We start from the raw sequence: 24,383 nt of genomic DNA on the forward strand, positions 1-24,383 counted from the left end.
ACAGTCAAAAAAAAACCAGAACCATTCCGATGCAAGGTTAAGCCATTCACAACCTTCTCTCACAATATGGAAAATAAAATGCGTCGAGACACCTCTGCGCGTATTGCCGCCGGGAGGAAATTCGTGCGTAGTCTGCCCCGCGACAGAATGAAGGCTTTCCGGGCGATCGGTAGAGGCCCGGCCGGCCCCCGGTCTCCCGAGAGAAATGGTCTCGATGAAGCTCAACATCCCTGGCGTGGTTCGACCACGATCCGTTTCCGGCTGGCTGACCGCCACACTCACGGCTGCCGTCGCCGCCGCAATGGTCGCGGTGACGCCGACCCAGGCGCTCGCCATTGCCACACCCGTGCCTCTGGGCACGGCCGACGCCTTTGCTGTTCTGGCCGGTGAGTCGATCACCAACACCGGCCCCTCGGTCATCACCGGCGACATCGGTGTGAGCCCCGGAACGGCCATCACCGGCTTTCCGCCGGGTCTGGTCCTCGGCGCGCAGCACTCCGCGGACGCGGTGGCCCTGCAGGCCAAGTCCGACCTCGTGACCGCGTTCAACAACGCCGCGGGACAGGCCACGGACGCGGTGCTCCCGCCGGACGCCGGCGGCCTGACGCTCGTCGGCGGTGTCTACACCGCGCCCTCGACCCTGGGCCTGACCGGCACCCTCACCCTCGACGCGCAGAACAACCCCAACACCGTCTGGGTCTTCCAGGTCGGCTCCGGACTGACGACCGCCTCCGCCAGCCGGGTCGCGCTCATCAACGGCGCGCAGGCGTGCAACGTGTTCTGGGAGATCGGAAGTTCGGCCACCCTGGGCACCAACTCGACGTTCGTCGGCAACATCCTGGCCCTGACCTCGATCAGCGCCACGACCGGGGCGACCATCGACGGTCGCGCGCTCGCGCGCAACGGTTCGGTGACCCTGGACACCAACCGGATCACCCGCTCCACCTGCACCGGCGGCACCACGTCCGGGACGACGACCGGCACCACCACAGGGACGACGACCGGCACCACGACCGGCACCACGACCGGTACCACCACGGGGACCACGACCGGAACGACGGGCAGTGTGCTCGGCGGCGTGCTCGGTGGCGTGCTCGGCGGTGGGACGACCGGCACCAACACCGGCGGCGTGCTGGGTGGCGTGCTCGGCGGCGTCGTGACCGGCGGCACCACGGGCGGCACCACGGGTGGGACGACCGGCGGCACCACCGGCGGGTCCACGGGCGGGGTCATCTCAGGCAACACCACCGGGAACACGACCGGGAACACGGTGGGCAACACCTCCGGCGGCGGACACGGCGGCAAGCCTCCGGGGAAGCCGGGCCACGGTCACGGGAAGCCCGACCACGGTCACGGAAAGCCGGGCCACGGTCACGGAAAGCCCGACCACGGTGAGAAGCCCGGCTACGGCGACGACAAGCCCTCGGAGCACGGCGGCTACGGCGACAAGCCCGAGCACCTGGCCTGACCGAACCGGCCCATGGATCGCGCCGCGCGGTGGAATCTCATCGATTCCGCCGCGCGGCGTCCCAGGAAGTCCCGCGAAAATCCGGGTGTGAGTAGCTGATATGAAAGAGACAGGGTGGGTGTCGGTGCCGGGCGGAATTGATTCGGTGGAATCAGTTGAGTCGGTTGAAGCCGTTGGAACCGTTCATACGGCTGATGGAGCGGGTTCGACGGGGGTACGGGAAACCGACCCCACCGGGGTACCGGCCACTTCCCGCGTGCTGAAGGCGGGTTTGCGTACCGTCGTACTCCTCTGTCTGGCGACCGTGCTGGCGCACGCGGCGTTGGTGTTCCTGCACGTCGCGCCCTCCAATGCCGTCTCACAGCGCTACGCCCGGCAGATCAACGCCTGGGTCTATCCGCTCTTCGAACAGAACTGGCGGCTCTTCGCCCCTGATCCGGACTCCGTCAACCGGCAGATCTCCGCGCGCACGGCACGCACGGCGGCCGACGGATCGATCCAGGTGAGTAAGTGGTTCGACCTGACAGCCGTCGACAACGCGGCGGTCGAGCACACCCCGTTCCCCAGCCACACCGCGCAGAACGAACTGCGCCGGGCCTGGACCTCGTATCTCGAACTGCACGGTGGGAGCGACGAGTCGCGCTCGGAACGGGCCGTGATGATGCAGAAGTATCTGCGCAACATCGCGGTGGCGCGGATGTCCGAACGGTTCGGCGGACGTTCCGCGTTCATCCAGCTCAGGGTCGTCACCGTGCCCATCGCGGCCCCGGGGACGGACGGTGGGCGAACGGCCCAGGGCTCGCCGAAGAACCCCGAGACCCGGCTCCTGCCCTGGTGGAAGGTGACTCCCGATGGCAACTGAACAGCTCTCACCGCGCGAACGGGGTCGGCGCCTGTACGCCCTCCTGACGGAACGGCCGCTCTCGCTCTACGCCACGGCAGCGCTGCGCATCGGCTACGGCCTGCTCTATCTGGGCTTCCTGCTCCGGGAGTTCCCGCATCGCGACGAGATCTGGGGCCCCGGTTCGCCCTGGACCCCGGAGCTGGCGGCACAGCTCTACGACCAGACCGGCTGGGCCAGCATTCTCGCCCTGTCCGACAGCCGCACCTACTTCGAACTCTGCTACGCGCTGGCTGTCGTCACCTCCGCGCTGTTCGCGCTCGGCTGGCGCACCCGCGCCGTGTCCGTCCTCTTCGCCCTGGTCGTGGCCTCGTTCCACTCCCGGTCGATCTTCATGACGGACGGCGGCGACAACCTCATCCTGCTGATGGCCTTCTACCTCGTACTCACCGCCTGCGGCCGGCGCTGGTCCCTGGACGCGCGCAGAGCGGCCCGGGACGGCGCGAAGGGCGACGGGCGTACGACGACGCCGACAGGTCAACTCCGCTACGCCCGCATCATGTTGGTCACGGTGCTGCACAACTGCGGACTGATCGTCATCGCCGTGCAGGTCTGCTTCCTCTACGGATCGGCGGGGCTTTACAAGGTGCAGGGTGGTACGTGGGGCAGTGGCACCGCCATGCACTACGTACTGAATCTCGACCTCTTCCGGCCCTGGCCCGGACTCTCGCAGATCGCGGACGAGCAGACCGTACTGCTCGCGATCACCGGATACGCGACGGTGCTCCTCCAGGTCGCGTTCCCGTTCGTCCTGTTCGGCAGGCTCAAGTACCCCGTCCTGACCGCGTTGTTGGGCATGCACATCGGGATCGCGGTACTCATGGGACTGCCGCTCTTCTCCGGCGCGATGATCGTCGCGGACCTGGTCTTCCTCCCCGATCGCTTCTACCTCGCGCTGCGGCGCCTGTGCGGGCGCGCGGTCCGGCGCGCCGGGCTCGGGAAGACCACGAGACCGGCGGACAAGGCACTGCCGACCAGCCCCCTGCTGCCGCAACAGGGCGGAGCTGACGGGCCGGCTGATTCACGGCACACGGCCGGACCCCGCGTCCCACCCACCCGGCGCGTTCGGCGATGACGTCGGCCTCAACGTCATGGGCCTGCGGTAAAGAGAACTGAAGTCGGGTGTGCCGCCGTCACGTGGTGACAATCTGCTCATGAAGGGCACCGCGGCCCCTGACTGCCTCTGGGCACCCGGCCCGGGCTCACCTCGGCAGTACCCGTTGCTGTACGTCGCCGCTGTACGTCGCCGCTGTACGTCGCCGCTGTACGGCTCAACGCGAGAGGCCCCGGACTCGTCGTCCAGGGCCTCTGGCCTGCTGTGCACTCGGCAGGATTCGAACCTGCAACCTTCTGATCCGTAGTCAGATGCTCTATCCGTTAAGCTACGAGTGCTTGGTGTGCTGGGCTTTTGTGGCCCGGCTGCGTTGCGAGAACAACATTACATGACCTGCGGCGTCACGTGAAATCCATTAGCCGGACCAGGTCTGAGCTGCGGAAACACCTCGAAACGACCCTCACCGAGCGACCTGAACGGCCCGGAACGGCCGAAGCCCCGGCCAGGTGGCCGGGGCTTCGGTGATTCGTGCGCGGAGGCGGAGGGATTTGAACCCTCGATGGGCTTTAAGACCCAAACCGCATTAGCAGTGCGGCGCCATAGACCGGACTAGGCGACGCCTCCAGCACACCCGCGCGGGCGCGGGTGGTGCGTGTCAGATGATGACACAGTCGAGCGCGGTGTCACCAATCGCCGCCCACGGTACTAGGCGGGAACCCCGCAAAGCAAAGCGCTTCTTCAGGCCCCGGGTCCGTGCGCAACGACTGGGGCTCACGCGCGTTAGTGATGGCGGGCGCGCACCGTCGGGCCCTTCGGAATCGTCTGCCGTCAGGAGCTCCCGTGTCGCGTCGTTCCTCCCTCACCCGCACCGCCGCCCGCACCGCCGCCTTCGCCGCCTCGATCGCCGCCGTGGCCGCCTTCGCGCCCACCGCCGCCGCCGGGACCCTCGATCTCGCGTGGACCGCGCTGCCGCCGCTGTTCCAGGAGCAGAAGGCGCAGGACCGGCTCACCGTGACCGTCGTCGACACCAACATCACCCGCGCCGACGGTACGTACGAGCTGAAGTGCGGACCCAGCGGCGGTACGCACCCCGAGGCCGGGTCCGCGTGCGCGCGGCTCGACGAGCTCGCCGGGGAGGGAAGGGACCCGTTCGCCCCGGTGCCCGAGGGCCAGATGTGCACCATGCAGATGGGCGGGCCGGCCACCGCCCGGGTCACCGGGACGTGGCAGGGGCGGAGCGTCGACGCGACGTTCAGCCGCAAGAACGGCTGCGAGATCACCCGCTGGCAGAACCTCGTCCCCGTACTCCCCGCCGCCAGGGGCTGACGCGGTGGGTACGGGGTCCGCACACAACCTTGGTGAGAGCTCCCCCTCATCCGCCGTCCCGGCCCGCCCCCAGCGCTTAGACTCCCTCCAGTGACAGGCTGAGACTCAGAGGGGCAAGATGGGACCGGCCGTCCGCAAGGTGCAGTGGTTCAGGGAGGAAGCGTCGTCGTGAGTGGCAGGCCATCCCGAGGCGCTGCTCGCCTCGCGGCGATACTTGACGCACTTCCCGACGGTCTGGTGCTGGTCAACGGCAACGGGACCGTCGTCAACGCCAACACCATCGCCCTCGAAACCTTCGAAACCCCCGGTACGGCCCTGGTCGGACGCGGTCTGCTCGATCTCCTGCCGGAGTTCGACCCGCGGCTGATCCCCGGTTCGATGCGCCGGCCGGAGGCCAGTGACGAGCGGGGCCGTACCAAGCCGACCCGGATGATCGCGCGGCGTACGGACGGCAACGAGTTCCCCGTCGAGGTCACCAGCGCCAATCTGGAGGACGGCCAGCAGGCGTACGACCTGCACAACTACACCGGCGACGAGCTTCTGATGCTCGTCGTCCGCGACCTGTCGGGGACCGTCGACACCGAGGCGGAGCTGGCGCGTTCGCAGCGGCAGACCGAGATGATCCTGCGGGCCGCCGCCGAGGGCGTGGTCGGTACGGACACGGACGGCCGCGTCGTACTCGTCAACCCCGCCGCCGCGCAGATCCTCGGCTTCCGGGCCAGCGATCTGGGCGGCCAGGAGCTGCACCCGCTCATCCTGCACTCGCGCGGGGACGGCGAGCCGTTCCCGTACGAGGAGTCGCCCCTCGCCGACACGCTCAAGTCGGGCCGCAAGCACCGGGTGCGCGGGCAGGTGCTGTGGGCGAAGAACGGCAAGCAGGTGCCCGTCGACCTGACCACCGCGCCCGTGCGGGACGGTGAGCAGCTCGTCGGCGCGGTGATGACGTTCACCGACCGGCGTCCGTACGAGGAACTGGTCGAGGCGCACACCACGGAGGCCACCGAGACCGCCGAGCGGCACGCGGCGGAGCTGGCGGAGACGGTCGAGCGTCATACGGCGGAGCTGGCCGCCGCCGTCGAGCGGCACACCGCCGAACTGGCGGACCGCAGCGACCGGTACGCGGCCGAGATCGAGGAGTTGGCGGAGCGGTACGACAACACGGCCCGTCGGCACCACCAGCTGGCCGCCGTCCTGGGCGACGCGCTGCGCGGGCCGTTGGAGGAGCTGCGCGGTGAGCTGTCGACGCTCGCCGCCGACCCGGCGGGGCAGCTGTGGCCCGAGGCGAACCAGATGCTGCACCACCTGTCGGCCGGGTACGCCCGGATGACGACGCTGGTGGACAACGTCCTCGGCTACCAGCGGCTCGACGAGGGCCTGGACCAGCTGAACAAGGTGAACGTGCTGCTCGACGCGGTCGTGGCGGCCGGTGTCGAGGGCGCGATCGAGCTGATCGGCCCCGGCCGGGCGCAGTTCGCCGTGCACGCGCCGCCGATCGAGGCGGAGGTCGACCCGGTACGGCTGGCGACGGCGCTCGCGCATCTCACGGCGGACGTGGCGGGCGTCGACTCGACCGGCCGGACGCGGGCGGTGCCGGGCGGCGGTTACGTCGACTCGACGATCGTGGTGGCGGCGGCGCAGCGCGGTGACGTCGTACGGATCGAGGTGCGCGGACCGTTCGCCGGGGGCGATCCGGTGCACGAGCCGATCGTGCGCGGGATCGTGCGGGCGCACGGCGGCGTGTTGCAGACGCACGAGATGCCGGGCATGGGCGGCAGCGCGTACGTTCTGGAAGTGCCGTTGGGGGAGGGGTCGGGTACGTTCCAGCCGCCCGCGGCCGAGGAGAGCCAGAGCCCGGTTTCGGAGGGGTCGGGCCCGGAGGCCGGGTCGACGGGGGGATCCGGTCGGCCGGGCGGTGGGCGACGGCGGGCGCGGCGGGCGTCCACGGACGCGTTCCTCGGGGCGGCCGGCGAGGAGCCCGGCGAGCCCACGGGGCGGCGCAGGGCCCGTACGGATTCGGCTCCCGGGCCGGACTCCGGAGCGGTCCCGAAGTCGGCCTCGGGCCCGGCCTCGGGTTCGGCCTCCGGGGCGGATCCGCAGACGGCCGCGCGGCAGAATCCGCGGCAGGAACTCATCCCGGCCCAGGATTCGGGCGGAAGTACCGGTGGTACGGGCCGCAGGCGCGGCCGGCCGAGCCCGGCGGAGAACGCGGCCGGTGCCGTACCGGGCGCCGAACTCGCGGTGTCTTCCCCTCCCGCTCCCCCCTCCGCCGCGTCCCCGGCGTCCGAGGGAGCGGTCGTGACGGCCGCCGAGGGATCTCACCCGACCGGACGCGCCGCCCTCGGGCAGGCGGTGCCGCCGCAGGGCGTACCGCAGGGGGCGCAGAACGGCGCACAGCAGGAGGCCGCGGCAGCGGGTACGGGGCGCAGGGCCCGGCGTGACGGCCAGAACGCCCTCCCGGCCCTGCCCTCCGGTCCCTCGCCCGTACCGCAACAGGGCCAGCAGCACACACAGCAGCCGGCCCAGCACTCGGCCCAGCCACAGGCAGCGCCTGCGGCCCCGGCGCAGTCGCCGGCCGTCCGTCGGCCCCGGCGCGCGCTGGCGCCCGCGCAGCAGCGCCCCGCGCCCGCTGCCGACGCGGCGCCGCCCCGCGCACAGTTCGCGCTTCCGCCCGCCGACGCCGACCGCGCCCCGGCGCCCGGTGCACAGGGCGCGCCCGACGCGTCGGCGCCGGGGAGGCACGACACCGCGCGGTCGGACCCCCGCGCGGACCACACGCCGCTGAAGCCGCACCCGGTCGCGTCCACTAACGACCCGCGTGAGGCACTCGCGGCGGCCGAGACCGATGCCCCGCCCATGGATCCCAACAGCTGGGCGCCCGCGATGCCCACGTCCTCGGGCGTCGGCGTGATGCCGGGGGCGCCCGGCCAGCAGCCGTCGTGGCCCGTCCCCGGAGCCGTACCGGCACCGACCCCGGCCCCGGCCGCCGAGCACGCCCACACGGACGACGACACCGACGGCACAGGCTCAGGTACGGGTACGGGTACGGGTACGGGTACGGGCTCAGGCACAGCCAACGGCAGCGGCGCGGGCGCCGCCCCCGAAGACCCCCGCGCGTCCCAGCCGTTGCCCCCCGCCCAGCCCCTGCCCGATGAGGAGCCGGTGTCGGCGGACTCCACACAGGGACGGGCGTTCAGCGTCCGTACGCTCGGCCAGGGGGTGCCCTTCGCCCAGCAGATCACCAAGCAGCAGAACCAGACCCTCGGCTCGGGCCGCCGCCGCAGGCTGTCCGCCCCGCAGGAACCCGAAGACCCCCGCAGCGGCACAGGGCCCGGCTCCGCGCCCCCGGCCCCGCACCCCTCCGGCCCCTCCCACGGCGGCCAGGGCGGTTCCCTCGGGCACGGCCCCCACTCCGAGGGCCGCGCCTACGCCATAGGAGCCCCCGACGAGGGCGCCGAAGGCCCCCAGCCGCTGGACGGCCCCGGCGGCGCGGTCGAGGTCGCGAACCGCCCCCAGCCCCGCCCCGTCGACGACGAGCTGCCCCCCGAGCCGCTGGACAACCCGCGTCGGCTGCTGGTCTGGCCCGCACCCGACGTCTCCACCCAGCAGGCCCTGAGCGACCGCGGCTACCGCCCGGTGATCGTGCACTCCCGCGAGGAGGTCGACGCGCAGATCGCCGCCTTCCCCGCGGCGCTCTTCGTCGACCCGCTGACCGGCCCGATCACCCGGACCGCGCTCCAGTCACTGCGCCAGGCCGCCGTCGCCGCCGAGGTCCCGGTGCTCGTGACGGCCGGGCTCGGGCAGGCGACGCGCGAGGCGGCGTACGGCGCCGACCCCGCCGTCCTGCTCAAGGCCCTGGCGCCGCGCGACAGCGAACAGCACCCGTCGCGCGTGCTGTTGATCGAGGAGAGCGAGGAGATCGCGCTCGCGCTGACGGCGACGCTGGAACGCCGCGGCATGCAGGTGGCGCGCGCGGGAACGGACAGCGAAGCGGTCACGCTCGCGGGCCAGATGCGGCCGAACCTGGTGGTCATGGACCTGATGCAGGTACGGCGCCGGCGCGCGGGCATCATCGACTGGCTGCGCGCGAACGGCCAGTTGAACCGGACACCGCTGGTCGTTTACACCTCCACCGGCATCGACCGCGCCGAACTGCCGCAGCTCTCCGCCGGGGAGACGGTGCTCTTCCTGGCCGAGCGGTCCACGAGTGAGGACGTGCAGTCGCGGATCGTGGAACTGCTCGCGAAGATCGGCACCAACTGACCCTCGACCGACCCTCAAGAAGATTCGCCCGAGGGTCGGTTGGTGCGGCGGCCTTGGACAAGGGCGCGCCCTAGATGTATGAGGGCTGGACGTTGGTGACGCCGCCCCGAAGTCGAGATGCTGGCGGCCGGCCACCAACTCCGCTGTGCGGGCGGTGGTAGTTGTAGTGGATGTTCCAGACGGCGATCGCGGAAGAGCGGGCGTCCTCGCTATTGAACTCGCGGGCATAGAGCAGTTCCTCGGCCAGGATTCGCTGGTAGCGCTCAACCTTGCCGTTGTGGCGCGGGGTGTACGGCTTGGTCTTCTGATGCCGCGTGCTTCTGCCGACGATCCGGGCGAAGTCACCGGAGCGGTAGCAGGCCCCGTTGTCGGTGACGACCCGGTGGATGTGCGTGATGCCGTGCGCGGCGAACCAGACCTTGGCTCGTGCCAGGAACGCTGCAGCGGTGGCTCCCTTCTCGTCGGGCAGGGGCTCGGTGTAGGAGAGCCGGGAGAATCCGTCGACGGCAGAGTGCAAGTAGGTGTAGCCGCGCTTCGCACCAGCTGACTTCGCTCGATCGACGGTCTTGGCCTGGTCGCTGTCGCGGCCGTGAATGCGCCAACCGCCGCCATCGGGGATCCTGCCGACCTTCTTCACGTCAAGGTGCACCATGTGTCCGGGCCAGCGAGCGGTGATCTTCCCAGGCTTGCGGTTGTTTTCGCCGCCGGGGTCGATGAACTTTCGCCTGCCCAGTCCGAGCCTGGTCAGGTGCCGGGTGACGGTGCGGCGGTTGATCGTGAACCCGAGGTCGGCGAGCTCATCGGCGATGCGCTGAGCGGACCACTTGTGCTCGCGTCGCCAAGTCTCGATCTGCTCGATGGCCCAAGCTGGTGTGGCGTTCGGGCTCCGGTGGGGGCTCGATGAGCTGTCGAGAAGTCCGGCGTCGCCGTGACTCCGCCAACGGTTGACCCACTTCGATGCGCAGGCACGTGAGATCCCCATCTCGGCGGCCACGTGGGCGATGGGACGCGTCTTGCATCGCTCGACCAGCCGGCGGCGCCCCTCGAGACTGAGCGGGGCGTTGGCGTGGCTCATGCGTCCATCGCGTAGGAGCGCTCGATCAGGTCGGTCATCGCCTGTTGGAAGTCGCGGCGCTTCTGGTCGCTCCAGTTCTCGGTCAGCTCCGCGAACACGTCCTCCTGCCAACGATGCGCCTGGTCCAGCATCATCTGACCCGCAGAGGTGAGTGATGCTTCGCGTCGTCGGCCGTCGGTCGCGGACGCTGCCATGACGAGATACCCGGCTGCGGTGGCGCTCTTGATCAACCGTGACGCGCCGCTCTGGTCGATCCCGACCTCTTGCGCGATTGCGTTCACCGTTGCCGGGGTCGCGCGGAGATTGAGCGCATGGACAGCTTCGCAGACGAGCACGAGTCGCCCCTGCTCACCGCCTGTGTCTGCTGCGACAGACCGTCGTGACCAGTGCCTGACGAAATGGAACAGGACCTGTCCCGGGCCGAGGTCTGTCACTCGGTTGCCGCCATCTCGCGGCAGATGTAGGCCAGCTCGAGAGCGGCCTTGAGGTCCGGCAGCCTGAGAGCAGCCGTGACCTTCCCGCCGGTAGCGCGGAAGACCGTCGCTACTCGCGTGGATTCCGTGCTCTCGGGCCAGGTCGCGTCCTCCTCGACCACCATCAGTCGCTCGCTGACTGGGTGCCAGGACCGCGGGATCAACTTGATGCCCGAGCGCTCCACCCACTCGGCGAACTGCGCAGGCGTGATCGGACCCGCGCCCTTCGGGCCGAGCACGACGACCGGATCGCCGACCGCCCGCGCAGATCGCTGCAGGTCGCCGGCATTGACGCTTGCGTGCCACTCATTGATCGCTTCTTCAAGGTTGGGTTCCATGACCAGAAGTGTATGTGATTCGCATACATCGCGCTCCGCGTAGCCACGGCATCAACCTCCTGCCCCGCAACACCTAGAGGCGTGTGACGTCCAGCTCGCCGTCCGCGTACCGCTTCCGGATCACCTTCTTGTCGAACTTGCCGACGCTCGTCTTCGGCACCGAATCCACGACCGACCACCGCTCCGGGAGCTGCCACTTGGCGACCTTCTCGGCGAGGAAGGTCTTCAGCGACTCGTAGTCGGCGCTCGCCCCGTCCTTCAACACGACTGTCGCGAGGGGGCGTTCACCCCACTTGTCGTCGGGCACGGCGACGACCGCCGCCTCGGCGACGTCCGGATGGCCCATGAGCGCGTTCTCCAGTTCCACACTGGAGATCCACTCGCCGCCGGACTTGATGACGTCCTTCGCGCGGTCGGTGAGGGTGAGGTAGCCGTCGGGGCTGATGACGCCCACGTCGCCCGTCTTGAGCCAGCCGTCCTCGCTGAACTTGTCCTCGGGCCTGAGCGGTTCGGCGTCGGCGCCGCCGTAGTACGCGGCGGCGATCCAGGCCCCGCGTACCTCCAGCTCGCCGGCCGACTCGTTGTCCCACGGCAGGGTGTCACCGCCGGGGCCGGTCAGCCGCGCCTCGACGCCGACGGGGAAGCGGCCCTGTGTGACGCGGTAGGGCCACTCCTCCTCGGCGGTGAGACCGGCGGGCGGGTTGGACGTCGTACCGAGCGGCGAGGTCTCCGTCATGCCCCAGGCGTGGCAGAGCCGTACGCCGAGCTTGTCGTACGCCTCCATCATCGCGGGCGGACAGGCCGAACCGCCGATCGTGACGCGGACCATGGAGCTCAGATCGCGCGGCTTCGCCGTGACCTCGGCGAGGAGCCCCTGCCAGATCGTCGGCACGGCGGCCGCGTGCGAGGGCTTCTCGCGCTCGATCATGTCGGCCAGCGGCGCCGGCTGGAGGAAGCGGTCGGGCATCAGCATGCTGATGCCGGTCATGAAGGTGGCGTGCGGCAGGCCCCAGGCGTTCACATGGAACTGCGGTACGACGACGAGAGTCGTGTCCTTGTCCGTCAGCCCCATCGACTCGGCCATGTTGACCTGCATGGAGTGCAGATAGATCGAACGGTGCGAGTAGACGACGCCCTTGGGATCGCCGGTGGTGCCGGAGGTGTAGCACATGGCGGCGGCGGTGCGTTCGTCCAGCTCGGGCCAGTCGTACGTGGTGGGGCGCCCGGCGATCAGGTCCTCGTACTCGTGCACCTGGACGCGGCCGTCTGTCGCCGCGACGGCTTCGGCGAGCGGCCCCCGGTCGCCGGGGCCGGAGACGACGACGTGCTCGACGGTCGGCAGATGAGGCAGGAGCGGCACGAGGAGCGGCAGCAGTGAGCCGTTCGCGAGGACGACGCGGTCGGCGGCGTGGTTGACGATCCAGACCAACTGCTCCGGTGGAAGGCGCAGGTTGAGCGTGTGGAGGACCGCTCCCATGGAGGGAATCGCGAAGTATGCCTCGACATGTTCAGAGTTGTTCCACATCAGGGTGGCGATCCGCTCGTCACCCGCGACTCCGAGTTCGTCGCGCAGGGCGCCGGCGAGCTGTGCGGCCCGCGCACCGACCTCCGCGAAACTGCGGCGCTGCGGCTCGCTCTCCCCGGTCCAGGTGATGACCTGCGACTTCGCGTGGATGGTCATCCCGTGACGCAGGATGCGGGTCACTGTCAGCGGTACGTCCTGCATGGTGCTCAGCACGGCGTCCTCCCGGTGGGCGCTGGCGCTACGCGACAGAAGCGCGGCGTGTCGACAAGCTGTGCGGCGATTCTGCGCACATACCACGCGGCATGTCACTACCCGGGGGTAGAAAACACGGCTGTGACTCAGCGGACGGGCACCAGCTCCGGGTCCTCGCGGAGCTTCCCGAGCGCCCGCGACACCGCGCTCTTCACCGTGCCGACGGAGACCCCCAGCACCTCGGCGGTCTGCACCTCGCTGAGGTCCTCGTAGTAACGGAGCACCACCATCGCGCGCTGGCGGTCCGGCAGCTTCATCACCGCGCGCCACATCGCGTCGTGGAGCACCTGCTCCTCGGCGGGATCGGGCGCCGGGAGCCCGGCCGGCTCGGGCAGTTCCTCGCAGGCGAACTCGTCGACCTTGCGCTTGCGCCACTGCGAGGTACGGGTGTTGACGAGGGCGCGGCGGACGTATCCGTCGAGGGCACGGTGGTCCTGGATCCGGTCCCAGGCGACGTACGTCTTGGTGAGAGCGGTCTGGAGAAGGTCCTCGGCGTCGCTCGGATTCGCGGTGAGCGAGCGCGCGGTACGCAGCAGCACGGGCCCCCGCGCCCGTACGTACGACGAGAAGGACTTGTAGGGCGTGTGCGGGTGCGACTGGTGCGCGGAGTGCGCGGGTGGATGCGAGTTCGGGTGATACGGCGAATACGAGGCGGCCTTGGAGGCGCTCGCGCAGACAGGCGTGGTCATGGCTCCCACGCTAGGAGCGGGCCCCTCCCAGGGGATCGGCCCCAGGTCCCGAAGCTGCGTCCGCCTCAGGGAGTAGGGGGAGTACCGGCTCCACCTCCTGAAGGTGGAGGAGCGGTGGACACTCGTCAGGGTCGGCATCCGAGGCGTGGGGCCGGTGTGGATCTTGATTCCCGCGTGGCGGGGCGGTCTTGAGCCCCTGTGGGGACGGGCCCCGCAGGTGGGAGCCGTGCGGGCCGCGCTCGCGAGGGCGGTGGTGTCGGAGCCGTACACCTTGACGAGGAGGGGGAGGCGCGGCGCGACGTGTACGACCAGGGGTGGCGACGGGGGGTGGTGACGCGGGAAGGGCGTACGCCTGTGGGCGGTCGGGCGCCGAGGGGGCGCGCACCGCACGGGTGGGCACCGCGGGGGCGTACACCGGAGGAGTGGGCACCGCGGGGGCGTGCACCGCATGGGCACATACGAGGACGGCCTGCGCCCCGGCACCGAAGTGCCGTCGCGCAGACCGTCGCTCACCCCTCAGCAAACTCCCCCGTCGGGCCGCGTATCACCAGAGGTTGACGAAGTTCACCGCGACATTCTCGTTGGACTGGTCGATCACCGTGAAGCCGGATCCGTTCACGTTGGCGGTGTTGTTCTGGTTAGACGCACCGGCACCCGTAGCGACCTGCTGGGTGGTCGTCGAATTACCGGAATTGTCATCACCGACGCCGCTGCCCACGATCGTGGCCACGCTGGCGTTCGATCCGTCGTCCGCGAAGTCGTCGGCCGACGCCGAGGTGGTGAAGAGGGCCGCGGCGAGGGGCAGGGCGGCGACGGCGGCGAAGACGCGGGCGGTACGGAAGCTTGCCATGTCAGTTCCTCCAGGAACGAGATCTTCGTGAACGAGAAGTACGGCTTCTGTCCGGGCAGTTGGCCAGCCGCCCCGACGTTGTGCTCGACGTCGCGGATCAAGACTTGCCCACCGAATCCCTGGCGAACCAGCCCCGAGAGGGTTATTCCCTCGCAAGCGTGATGACAAGTCGATAAACCCCCTTCCTGACATCAACAGGCCAGTTCGGCTCGTATCGACCCGTACGGATCACATCGCGACCCGCCCCCCGCAAGGGGCGAAGCGTTTCGGCACGCTTTCGGCCAATCTTTCCCACTCCCGTTATTCGAATATTAGTGCGAACATGGATCCATGGCCATCACAGCCCCGCACTCGACCACCCTGGCCCTCGCTCACGCCCTCTCCGCCGCCGAGAGCGGCTTCCCCGTCATCCCGCTCTCCCCCAGCAAGCTCCCCGCACTGCGCTCACCACACCGGAACGAGCCCGGTTCAGGGGCGACCAGCGGACAGCGCGCGGGCGGGCCGGGCATGTGCCGCGGGGAGTGCGGCCTGCCGGGTCACGGCGTGCACGACGCCACGACCGACCCCGCCGCCGTACGGGCGCTGTTCGCCGCCGCGCCCTGGGCGACGGGTTACGGCATCGCCTGCGGACGGGCTCCGCACCATCTGATCGGCGTCGACCTGGACGTGACGCCGACGACCGCAGCGTCGGCGCACAGCCGTGCGGGCGACCACGCGGGCGACCACGCGGGCGACCACGCGGGCGGCTCGAACAGCGCACCGGACCCGACCCCGGATTCGGTCGCCGCGCTCCAGCAGCTCGCCTTCCAGCACCTGTTCACGCTGCCGGAGACCGTGGTCGTGCTCACCCCGAGCGGTGGCCGGCACATCTGGCTGTCGGGTCCATCCGGGATCACCGTCCCCAACTCTGCGGGGCGCCTGGCACCCGGCATCGACGTACGGGGCGCGGGCGGCTATCTCGTCGGTCCCGGCTCCGTCACCGCCCGGGGCGCGTACCGCCTCGCCCCCGGCTCCGCCGGACTCACCCCCGCGCCCTGCCCGCGCGCCCTGCTGCGCCTGCTCACGCCCCCCGAGCGCGGGCGCCACTCGGGGCCGGGAGGGCACCGGGGCCGCCCGGCGCAGGGGCACGGCCTCGTCCAGTTCGTACTCGCCGCGCACGCGGGCCAGCGCAACACCCGGCTGTTGTGGGCGGCCTGCCGGGCGTACGAGCACGGCTTCGGCGACTCCCTCCTGGAGACGCTCGTCGACGCCGCCGTACGGACGGGCCTGACCGAACGCGAGGCGCGCGCGACGATCGCGTCGGCGTCCCGCCTGACGGCGGGACCGGCGTAGGTCCGTATACGCGGGAAGGGCGTTCACCGGCGTCGTGCCGGCGAACGCCCCTCCGTCTTCCGCGCTTACAGCACGTCGATGCTCAACGTGGCCCTGTTGTTGGTCTTGTTGGTGTCGTAGACGGGCTCGATGTCGTAGTTGGAGGTGGCCTTGACCTCGCCCGACGTGTCCGTCCGCCGCCCCTTGTCGATCCTCAGGACGAAGGCGAACGCCTCGGTCTCACCGACCTCCAGGGTGTAGTCGTCCTCCTGGCAGACGTACTTCGGGTGTCCCGGCTCCGAGGGGCCGGTCGGTCCGTCGATCCCGAACGGCTTGCACTCCGCGGGGACTTCGACGGCCTTCGTGCCCTTGGGGACGTTCACGAGGAGCGCCGGGTGGTCGTCGCTCTCGTTGTTCTGGATCCAGCCCGGTCCGTCGTTGCGGATCGAGGGCGTGACGATGACCTCGCTGCCGGACTTCCCCTTGGCCTGGTCCCCCGTGGCGACGAGGTCGGCCGAGTTGTCGGTGTCCAGCGCGAGGCGGCGGTGGGCCTCGTCGTAGCCCTCCCCCGGGTCGTCACCGGTACGGCTCGTGCCGTACTCGACGACCTCCATCAGCGCCTTCTTCAGCACCGTGAACCTGACCGGCACCGTGTAGCTCTCACCCGGCGCGATGCCGACGTCCAGCTCGCACACGGCCTGCTTGATCTTGTCCCCCACAGTCGAGTACGTACAGCCGTCGACGGGCCGGGTGAAGGCCAGTCCGCGGGTGAGCCGCACCCGGAAGGTGACACCGTCCGTGGCGGCGGTGCCGTTGTTGGTGAGCTTGACGGAGTCGTCGCGGACCTCGCCGGGCCTGAGCTGATTCCCCGACAGCTCGGACACGGTCAGATCCGGCGCGACGGGCTCGTCCGCATGGGCGCCGGGGGCGAGGGCGAGCGGGAGGGCCGCGGCGACCGCGACGGCGGCCACCGTTGTCGATGTCAGGCGCGAGAGGCGCTTGTGCTGGCGCACGGTGAGTCTCCTCGAACGTACGGAAGCGGGACGGCGTGTCCCACTGGTCACCTGCTAGACACCGCAATTCCAGGCCTGGTTGTGCGTCGGGTTGTGGAGGATCCATGACCGGGCCGGGGGCGCCGGGACGGCGGCGCGCGCCGGCGTCCGCCCTCACTTCGAAGGGCGAACGCCGGCGCGCCTCGGATCAGCAGACCTTGTAGTCGACCCGTGTCGAGTTGTACGAACAGGTGTCCACCGTGGCGCCGTTGGACTTCTTGAGCGTCGCCTTGTCGCGGTCGTTGTTCCAGACGTACGCGGCGCGCCCCTGGTAGCGGTTGGCCGCGGTGTTCGTGCCCCTCCCCGTACGCACGGTCACGGTCTTGCCCCGGGCGAGGGAGTAACTGCCGAACGTGTACTTGTGATTCGACCCGTCGACGACCGACCACCCCGTCAGGCTGACCGCCCTGGTGGTGGTGTTGCGGATCTGCACGTACTCGCCGTTGAGACTGGCGTTGGAGCGGGTGTCCGTGCCGGGGCTGTCGTAGTAGATCTTGTACAGATGTACCGACCCGGCGGCCTGCGCCTGCGAAGGCAACAGAACCGTTCCGGCGACCACCGCGGCGGTCGCCGCGACGGTGGAGAGCGTGCGGGAGTAGCGCATGTGCGTCCTTCTGATCGAGGCCGGGCACCCCCCAAAGGGCCCGGCAGGCGGCCAGAGTATGACCAAGCGCCCGCAACGGGTCGCCTTTTCCGGAACAAGGACATACCGGCCGGTAGAGCCGCCAACTCCCGTACAGTGAGGCTCATTTCGCCCCATACGGCCAACCGACCGCGTTGCCGGCCATTGCCGATCCCCGGCAGCGGGCAGCACGTCATGGGTGCACACCTCACCCATGTCGCTTCCCACTCCCACCGCCACACAATGTGCAGGTGACACCCAAGAAGGCCGGTCCGATCCCTCGCCCGAGCCCCCGCCCGCGGAACCGTGCGACGATGCGCCGCGCGGCGGTGACGGGCATCCTGTGCGCGCTGGTGGCGGCGTGGCTGCTGCTGGTCAATGTGCGGGGGGCGATCGACGACGAACGCGCTTTCAGGGCTGCGGTCAGCTGTGACTCCGGCGACGACTGCCTGCGTACGACCGGGGCTCGGATCGACCGGACCGAGCGCGTGGAGGGAAAGAAGACAGCCTCGTACTTCCTGTACGTCACCGAGGCGGACGGCACGACCAGCAGCCCCCGCCTCTGGGGCAGCCCGTCGGATCCCCCGGCCGCCACGAATGGAACGCGCGTCGAGGTGACGTATTGGCGGGGGGAAATCCGGTACGTCGACTTCGACTCCACGCGCCGGTACACAACGGCGGACCCACGCGGCGACTACCGCCCCTTCGCCTCCTTCGGCCTCGCCATCGGCCTCTTCGGCGCGGGCATCCTGTGGGTCTGGTACTGGTGGGCCCGCCACTCCCGGTCCTCGGTCCGGGCGGATCCGTGGCAGATCGGCGTCCCGACCACGGGCGCGGTCCTCCTCACCCTGCCGGGAGCGGGCGCGCCCTGGGTCACCGACAGCTTCGGGTCCGCGCTGCGGCTCCTCGGCCTGTGCTCACTGCCGATCCTCGCGGGCTGCTCGGTGGCGGCCCTGCTCGTGAGACGACGCCAACGCGGCGACGACACCATCGCGATGACACCGTCCGTACCGACCGAGGAGCGGATCCTCACCGCCCGGATCGTGGGCGGGGTCCCGTACGCGACCCAGGGATTCCTGGTCGCCGGCCCCACATCCCTCTGGTCGACCCCCGACCCCACGGGCAAGGCGTTCCGCCGCCGAATCCCCACCACTCTGACCCCGATCCGCGTCCGCCCGCAGTACTGGAGGGATCCGGACCAGCCCAACTACGGCGCCAAGGCGGTGGTGCTGGAGTGCGAGGACGACGGCAGGCCGGTGCTGGTCGTCACGGACAGGAAGAACATGCCGTGGCTCCTGGGCACGCTCGGATCGACGTCCACCCGCCCGGAACAGCCGCTCCCTTTGCGGCGCCGCACCCGGGCTGATGCCGTGAAACCGTGAGCCGGACTCAACCCGGAAGGGGCGCTCCCGAGCCGGAAACACCCCTCCTGACCTGCTGCGGTGGGTGTGGGATCTGAACCCACGGTGACATCGCTGCCACGACGGTTTTCAAGACCTTCTGGCGGTCGAGCGGCTTCCGTTCTCTGTCGCAGGTCAGGCACGTACGAGCGCCCCGGCGGAACCGTTGTCGTCGTCATCGTGCCCGCTGCGTACCCCAGGCTGCTCAGCGCAACGCTCACGGGCACTGTGTGGTCATGAGTGCGTTGTGGCAAAGGCAGTCCTGTTCGACAGGGCACCAGCCTCGCCCTACACGACCAAAACCACCTCGACGCCGTCGCCACCGAGCTGAACAACCGCCCACGCAAGACGCTCGGCTGGGAAGCCCCGGCCGAGCGCATGCGCGAACTGCTCGCCATCACAGGCCAGAGATCCACAACCCGAGTCACACCGCTCGTTTGGCAGCCCCCGACCATGACCCACCGACCCACCAGGCCAGATCCTCGAACCGGCTGGTCGAAGAATCCGTAACGCCCCTCCCCGGCCAGCCCACCTCCGAGTCAGACCTACTCTCCTGCCCGCACCGATCTCGTCGCAGGGGAGGCGGAGCTGGGTTGTGAGCGTCGGCCTCGCAAGCGTCTGCCATGATCAGGTCAGCTCATCTGGGCCTTGATGTGTTCGACGACCTCGTGGAACTCCTTCGTCGGCGAGAAGTCCACGTACTCGCAATCCTCAAGCGCCTCGGGGGCGTGGCCAGGGGGCCAGTAGAACGCTTGTCCCTCTTGGTAGACCTCATCACCGTGCCCGGTCCGCATTTTCAGGCTGCCCTTGAGCAGGTATCCCCAGTGCGGGCACTGGCACAGGTCGTCGGGCAGTCCTTTGCAGACCGGTGCCAGGTCCGCACCCTTGGGGAGCCGCGCAAAAGCCGCGGTCATGTTTCCCCCGATTTCCTTCATGCGCAGCTCCACGCCGCCCCCCTCGATCGCGACCGGAGCATCACTACGCGTCGTTGCGGTCATCGCACGCCACTCCTCTCGATACCCGTCCCCTTCCACCCTGCGCCTCATCCGCGCCGTCGGCCACGCGGCACCCCGGCCCGCCCCGTGCTACTGCAGTAGCCACCCACGGCAGAGTCTGTACAGCGAGCATGCAACCCCCACGAACTGCAGTTGCCACGAAGCGGGCGAGAGGTCGATGTGCTGTACGCGACGTGCGGGGTTCCGCCACCGGTAGCCATGAAGGGAAGTCAAACACTCACTCCTCAGTGAGCGCGGTCCCACACTTGGCGCAGTAGAAGACGGTCATACATCGGGTTCTACCGCGTGCCGGGCCGGGACGTCGAAGGGGTTCATCAGGAGAGCGGCCCCGGACCAGGTGCATGGTCAGGGGCCGTTCAACTACCAGGAGAGGCGCGGTGGTCAGTCCGAAGCGGCACCGGCAGAGCCGTCGCCGGTGTCCGACCCACTGAGCCAGCTGTCCGCCGCTTCCGCCACCTGGTCGTCACGACCAGCCACAGGCCGGGCGTAGGACCCGCGTAGGCGAGCAAGGAGATCAGCAGATCATGCGGCTTCGTCGCGCTCCGCACAATCCGTGAGGCTTCCAGCGGGGTGACCTCGCACGGGACGTGGGTTGCCGACCGGTACGGCGTGATGACCGCCGCGCACCGGCTCGGGCAACCTCCCGCCATGACTCGGCGGAGAGCGTTTCCGGCACTTCCGCCTCGACCGTCGTGAACCGGGTGTGCTCCTCCACGCGCGTGGGGAGCCCGGCGGCGGACAGCCGGGCGGCGATGGCCGCCGCAGTCACTCCCGAAGCGGACACAGGGCAGCCTCCGTCACCAGCGATCACTTTCGGTGAAGCTAGTGGACTAGATTTTCCATATGTCTGAGCAGCCGCCGTATATCCGCATCGCCGACGAACTCCGGCGGCGCATTGCGGAGCACGTCTGGGGACCGGGGGACCGTCTCCCTTCCCGCGCCCAGATCGGCCAGGAGTGCGGCGTGGGCGAGAACGTGGTGCGCCGCGCACAGGAGTTGCTGATCTCCCAGGGAGTGTTGGAAGGTCGGGCCGGATCGGGCACGTACGTCGCCGAAGTCCGGCAACGGGTACGGGTCGTGCGGTCGTCGGCACGCGAACAGCCCACGGGGTCCCCGTTTCGCCAGGACATGAAGGCTCTCGGCAGGCAGAGCGATTGGGAGAGCCGGACCGAGGCGAAGGTGTCGGCCCCGACGGAGATCGCCGCGCGGCTCGGGATCGCCGAGGCAGAGTTGTGCGTGCGGACGACGTACGAGTTCCTGGCGGACAGCAGGCCGGTTCAGCTGTCGACGAGTTGGGAGCCGTACGACCTCACCGGCGGCACACTCGTCGTCCTCCCCGAGGGAGGGCCGCACGCCGGGGCGGGTGTCGTGAACCGCATGGCCGTGATCGGAGTGACCGTCAGCCATGCGGTTGAGCAGCCGGAGCCACGGCATGCGACCGCCGAGGAGGCGTCGCTACTCGGCATTCAGAAGGCCGCACTCGTGACGCACATCCGGCGGACGTACTACAGCGACCAGGGTCGGCCCGTGGAGACGGCGGACATCGTGGTGCCCGCGGCGCACTGCGAGATCGTCTACGAGATCCCGATCAGCCAGTAGCGGGCAGTCCTCGGCAGCTCCAAAGCACTGCATGGCCGTGCCCCCGGCGTGCCCCTTCCGTGCCCGATAGAGCGGGAAACCAGGGGGAACAGCGGTGACCGGCAGGGAGCGGGCATGGCAACGGCCCCTGACCATACGTACTGGTCAGGGGCCGTTTACCTGCGGTGGGTGTGGGATTTGAACCCACGGTGACATCGCTGCCACGACGGTTTTCAAGAGCGTCACGCTGCCCGCCTCTGCACACCGCTTGACCTGCTTGAACACTGTCTCCTTCATTCTCGACTGTCCTGCCGGCCCACAGATGGCCCACGAAGGCCGCTTCGCGGACGGGAGGACGACCTCCTTAACCCTCAGGCGGCGTGGCGTCGCATGGGCAACTCACAGACAGCCAGCCTCGTCACACCTCGCCTCACCAGTCAGACAGCAACTGGGCTTAGGCGCGGCGGCATGGGATCGCTCTGGCATCAACACCCCTCCCAGCGAGGTTACTTCGAAGAGGGGGGGCTTGCCGTAGCCACACAAGTACTGTAAGTCAGTGGAAGATCGTAGGCGCGACAAGGTGCCGCGACATCAGCAGTGGGGGCTTGATGATCGACATGTCGGCTTGGGAAGAAATCAACGTCGACGTCGTCGATGAACTCTACTTGGATCCAAAAAACGTTCGAATTGACCTTCAAGGCACGCTCCTGGAAGCTGATATCGTCCAAGATTTATTTCATAACGAAAAGGCACTAACTCTGGTCGAAAGCATTTGCAAGGTGGGGCTACTGACACACGAGGTACCGATCGCCCTTAAACGAGAGGGCCAACTTGTCGTCGTCGAAGGAAACAGGCGCATCGCAGCCTTGAAGGCGATGCAGAACCCGTTCCTGGCCCCCGAATATCAGGCCAGGATCAAGAGGGCGACTCAGAATGTGAGCCTAGACGCCTTCCGGCGCATCTCTGTAAAATTAGCCCCTAACCAGGACGACGCAAACCAACTAATCGCAGCTATCCATACAGGAAATCAGCGCGTGGGGTGGTCGCCCGCAAGGCAATCCGCCTTCTTTCAAGCCCAAATCGATGCAGGAAAGTCACCTGAGTATCTGATCTCGCACTATCCGACGGTTGAAGTGAAGAAGTTCATCATCCGCAGCCGAATTCTCAAGCTGTTCCGTGATGCGAAATATCAGGACCCCCAACTTGCTGACTATGTCGACACTCGCAACTTTCCCGTCTCTGTGCTGGCACGCCTTTACGCCTACGAAGAATTTTTGCTGCTGGCTCAAATTCGTGTCAACGAGCAGACTGCAAGCGTCGAATTGGGATCAACGGACGAACAATTCGCAACGATCGCCGAAAAGGTTGTCGGCGACATTAAGAACAAAAACATCAATACCCGCACCCTCAACTCAACAAAGTCTCAGTCCTACATCGATTATATGAATGAGTTGCGAAATCTCGTGACCTCGGGCGGCATCATCCCGAAAGAAGCTCCACCCATTATTCGATCACCTCAGCCGACAACGGGGGTTAGTCAGTCGACCATAAATGCTCCAGTTTCCTCGCCAACACAACCACCACTCCCGGCCGCCGGCACATCCGCGACTCCAACATCCAAGTCACAGTCAAGTCCACAGCCTTCTTTGGGCACCAACACGCCTCAAACCAAACCCAATGCCCCACAGAAAGAGAAGGAGCCTGGTCCGAATTACCTGAATTTCAGTCAAATAAAAATCGACCCCAGCTACCCTCCATCCATTCGAAAAATATGCGAAGAACTCGCAGTCATCAACGTCAAGAAGTTTCCCAATGCGACTCTTGATCTGATTCGCACTTTTCTCGAAAAGTCGATCAAAGCCTACGCCGAAAAATTAAACGTAGACCTCAAGGCTCACGCAGGTAAGCAGGCAGGCGGCTATGTGCAGTTGGGGAACTGTCTCAACTGGCTTGAGGAGTATGTTAAATCGACAAAGAAGACCCCCTTCATCCAGGTCATCCAGAAGATTCGAGGTAATAAAATCGGAGGCTATATACCAACAATCGACCACATGAACGCAATCAACCATAATCATCATGTTTTCGCCACGCCGGACGAAGTCAAGGCATGTTGGGATGGCATGGAAGGCCTTATCAGGATGGTGCTGAAGCCGTGACCAATTCAGGCGCAACCATGAGGCATCACAAAAAGCCGATCATTTCCCCACTGCGTTACCCGGGAGGGAAAGCCTCGCTCTATCCGAGGTTGCGGGGGATTATAAGGGCCAACAACCTGACTTCCGGGACATACGTAGAGCCGTATGCGGGTGGCGCTGGAGCAGCCCTGGGGCTGCTCGTAACTGGGCAGGTAAGACGCATCGTCATCAACGATCTCGACCCGGCAATCTTCGCTTTCTGGAAAGCCATCACCACCGAACCTCATGAAATTTCTCGAAGGATCAAAGGTGCAGAACTGACCGTTGCAGAGTGGTCACGCCAGAAGGACGTCTATCTCAATTCACCTCGCGACGAGTACTTGGATCTCGGATTTGCTACATTCTTCTTGAATCGCACCAATAGGTCAGGGGTGCTAAATGGTGGCCCCATTGGCGGAATGGACCAGACCGGAAAATATAAGATTGACGCTCGCTTCAACCGTGAAACGCTAACTGAGCGACTTAGGTTGATCTCTCTGCATGCCAAGAGAATTACAGTGAGCAATACTGACGGAATGGCAATAATCAAGAGATATTCAAAACGTGACAACACGCTAATCTACGCCGACCCGCCCTACTTCGAGAAGGCAGGCTCGCTCTATTTGAACTCATTCGAGGATTCAAATCACTCCGCTCTTGCTTCGTGCTTAAATGCGTTGAGTGATTCAAAGTGGTTGCTGACATACGATAACGTCCCTAGGGTGGCCGAGCTCTACCAAAAGCAACGTCGAGAGATTTTCTCTCTGAATTACTCGGCACATAGGGTGACTAAGGCAGATGAAGTCATGGTCTTCTCCGATGCATTGACGGTGGTATGAGATGGAGGCCGTCAACGTATGCATCGGTGAGATTAGCCAATGGGCGGTCCATAACGCTGACTCAACCGGGACCGGGTCGCTGAACAATCTCCACAGCACAGTTCGGTTTTCGTGTAACCAGTGGGCGTGAGGTGAGTGGAATTTGGCAAGACTGCTCTTCTGACCTGCGCGTCTGCCTCT

At 67.7% G+C, this 24,383-nt stretch carries 19 protein-coding genes and 2 tRNA genes; 10 read left to right on the forward strand and 11 right to left on the reverse strand.

All coding sequences use genetic code 11. The features are described from left to right. Positions 1-214 precede the first annotated feature (214 nt). The 3 genes from SSPS47_RS16115 to SSPS47_RS16125 all read left to right on the forward strand — a co-directional run bounded on the left by SSPS47_RS16115 (position 215) and on the right by SSPS47_RS16125 (position 3,444). Positions 215-1,468 (forward strand): ice-binding family protein, encoded by a 1,254-nt coding sequence (locus SSPS47_RS16115; RefSeq protein WP_164251711.1) that lies wholly within the window; start codon positions 215-217, stop codon positions 1,466-1,468. A 256-nt stretch (positions 1,469-1,724) separates the two neighbouring features. Continuing rightward, positions 1,725-2,330, forward strand: coding sequence for a DUF5819 family protein (locus tag SSPS47_RS16120; protein WP_164251712.1), 606 nt, complete (start codon positions 1,725-1,727; stop codon positions 2,328-2,330). Then, positions 2,320-3,444 (forward strand): HTTM domain-containing protein, encoded by a 1,125-nt coding sequence (locus SSPS47_RS16125; RefSeq protein ID WP_164251713.1) that lies wholly within the window; start codon positions 2,320-2,322, stop codon positions 3,442-3,444. The genes SSPS47_RS16120 and SSPS47_RS16125 overlap by 11 nt, the downstream gene beginning before the upstream one ends. A 244-nt stretch (positions 3,445-3,688) precedes the next feature. On the opposite strand, the gene SSPS47_RS16130 is transcribed toward SSPS47_RS16125, so the two are convergent. Both SSPS47_RS16130 and SSPS47_RS16135 read right to left on the reverse strand, forming a co-directional pair. Then, a tRNA-Arg gene (locus tag SSPS47_RS16130) sits at positions 3,689-3,761 on the reverse strand. A 195-nt stretch (positions 3,762-3,956) separates the two neighbouring features. Further along, positions 3,957-4,047: transfer RNA gene (locus SSPS47_RS16135), tRNA-Ser, on the reverse strand. A 216-nt stretch (positions 4,048-4,263) separates the two neighbouring features. Here SSPS47_RS16135 and SSPS47_RS16140 point away from each other — a divergent pair. After that, positions 4,264-4,749: an SSI family serine proteinase inhibitor gene (locus SSPS47_RS16140; protein ID WP_239064928.1), complete on the forward strand. Its 486-nt coding sequence runs from the start codon at positions 4,264-4,266 to the stop codon at positions 4,747-4,749. Positions 4,750-4,917: 168 nt separating this feature from the next. Continuing rightward, positions 4,918-9,009 carry a PAS domain-containing protein gene (locus SSPS47_RS16145; RefSeq protein WP_164251715.1) on the forward strand — a complete coding sequence of 1,364 codons (4,092 nt, stop codon included), beginning with the start codon at positions 4,918-4,920 and terminating at the stop codon, positions 9,007-9,009. 70 nt (positions 9,010-9,079) lie between these two features. Here SSPS47_RS16145 and SSPS47_RS16150 read toward each other — a convergent pair whose 3' ends face one another. The 6 genes from SSPS47_RS16150 to SSPS47_RS16175 form a co-directional block, all read right to left on the reverse strand. Then, positions 9,080-10,084: an IS481 family transposase gene (locus tag SSPS47_RS16150; protein WP_164251716.1), complete on the reverse strand. Its 1,005-nt coding sequence runs from the start codon at positions 10,082-10,084 to the stop codon at positions 9,080-9,082. After that, positions 10,081-10,419, reverse strand: coding sequence for a MarR family winged helix-turn-helix transcriptional regulator (locus tag SSPS47_RS16155; protein WP_239064929.1), 339 nt, complete (start codon positions 10,417-10,419; stop codon positions 10,081-10,083). The genes SSPS47_RS16150 and SSPS47_RS16155 overlap by 4 nt, the downstream gene beginning before the upstream one ends. 95 nt (positions 10,420-10,514) lie before the next feature. After that, complete coding sequence (locus SSPS47_RS16160) at positions 10,515-10,895, reverse strand: hypothetical protein (protein WP_164251718.1); 381 nt, start codon at positions 10,893-10,895, stop codon at positions 10,515-10,517. 73 nt (positions 10,896-10,968) lie between these two features. Continuing rightward, entirely contained in the window at positions 10,969-12,633 is a 1,665-nt protein-coding gene (locus SSPS47_RS16165; protein WP_164251719.1) for a long-chain fatty acid--CoA ligase, read from the reverse strand. A 125-nt stretch (positions 12,634-12,758) separates the two neighbouring features. Next, positions 12,759-13,361, reverse strand: coding sequence for a SigE family RNA polymerase sigma factor (locus tag SSPS47_RS16170; RefSeq protein ID WP_164251720.1), 603 nt, complete (start codon positions 13,359-13,361; stop codon positions 12,759-12,761). 544 nt (positions 13,362-13,905) lie between these two features. Next, the gene (locus SSPS47_RS16175; protein WP_078076311.1) at positions 13,906-14,211 is read right to left on the reverse strand and encodes a hypothetical protein; all 306 of its coding nucleotides are present in this window, start codon (positions 14,209-14,211) and stop codon (positions 13,906-13,908) included. 330 nt (positions 14,212-14,541) lie between these two features. Between SSPS47_RS16175 and SSPS47_RS16180 the strand changes: the two genes are divergently transcribed. Further along, positions 14,542-15,543: a bifunctional DNA primase/polymerase gene (locus SSPS47_RS16180; RefSeq protein ID WP_164251721.1), complete on the forward strand. Its 1,002-nt coding sequence runs from the start codon at positions 14,542-14,544 to the stop codon at positions 15,541-15,543. Positions 15,544-15,608: 65 nt separating this feature from the next. On the opposite strand, the gene SSPS47_RS16185 is transcribed toward SSPS47_RS16180, so the two are convergent. Next, complete coding sequence (locus tag SSPS47_RS16185) at positions 15,609-16,535, reverse strand: hypothetical protein (RefSeq protein WP_164251722.1); 927 nt, start codon at positions 16,533-16,535, stop codon at positions 15,609-15,611. Between the two features lie 187 nt (positions 16,536-16,722). Continuing rightward, on the reverse strand, positions 16,723-17,178 hold the full coding sequence (locus tag SSPS47_RS16190; protein WP_164251723.1) for a lamin tail domain-containing protein: 456 nt from the start codon (positions 17,176-17,178) through the stop codon (positions 16,723-16,725). A 269-nt stretch (positions 17,179-17,447) separates the two neighbouring features. Between SSPS47_RS16190 and SSPS47_RS16195 the strand changes: the two genes are divergently transcribed. Next, entirely contained in the window at positions 17,448-18,578 is a 1,131-nt protein-coding gene (locus SSPS47_RS16195) for a hypothetical protein (protein WP_164251724.1), read from the forward strand. Positions 18,579-19,228: 650 nt separating this feature from the next. Here SSPS47_RS16195 and SSPS47_RS16200 read toward each other — a convergent pair. Beyond that, the gene (locus SSPS47_RS16200; protein ID WP_164251725.1) at positions 19,229-19,594 is read right to left on the reverse strand and encodes a hypothetical protein; all 366 of its coding nucleotides are present in this window, start codon (positions 19,592-19,594) and stop codon (positions 19,229-19,231) included. 861 nt (positions 19,595-20,455) lie between these two features. On the opposite strand from SSPS47_RS16200, the gene SSPS47_RS16205 reads away from it, so the two are divergent. The 3 genes from SSPS47_RS16205 (at position 20,456) to SSPS47_RS16215 (ending at position 24,203) form a co-directional block, all read left to right on the forward strand. Continuing rightward, positions 20,456-21,211: a GntR family transcriptional regulator gene (locus SSPS47_RS16205; RefSeq protein WP_164251726.1), complete on the forward strand. Its 756-nt coding sequence runs from the start codon at positions 20,456-20,458 to the stop codon at positions 21,209-21,211. A gap of 587 nt (positions 21,212-21,798) precedes the next feature. Then, complete coding sequence (locus tag SSPS47_RS16210; protein WP_164251727.1) at positions 21,799-23,346, forward strand: hypothetical protein; 1,548 nt, start codon at positions 21,799-21,801, stop codon at positions 23,344-23,346. Further along, on the forward strand, positions 23,343-24,203 hold the full coding sequence (locus SSPS47_RS16215; protein WP_203557856.1) for a DNA adenine methylase: 861 nt from the start codon (positions 23,343-23,345) through the stop codon (positions 24,201-24,203). Before SSPS47_RS16210 ends, SSPS47_RS16215 begins: the two co-directional genes overlap by 4 nt. The last annotated feature ends 180 nt before the right edge of the window (positions 24,204-24,383 follow it).

This window comes from Streptomyces sp. S4.7, from assembly GCF_010384365.1.
GTDB lineage: Bacteria > Actinomycetota > Actinomycetes > Streptomycetales > Streptomycetaceae > Streptomyces.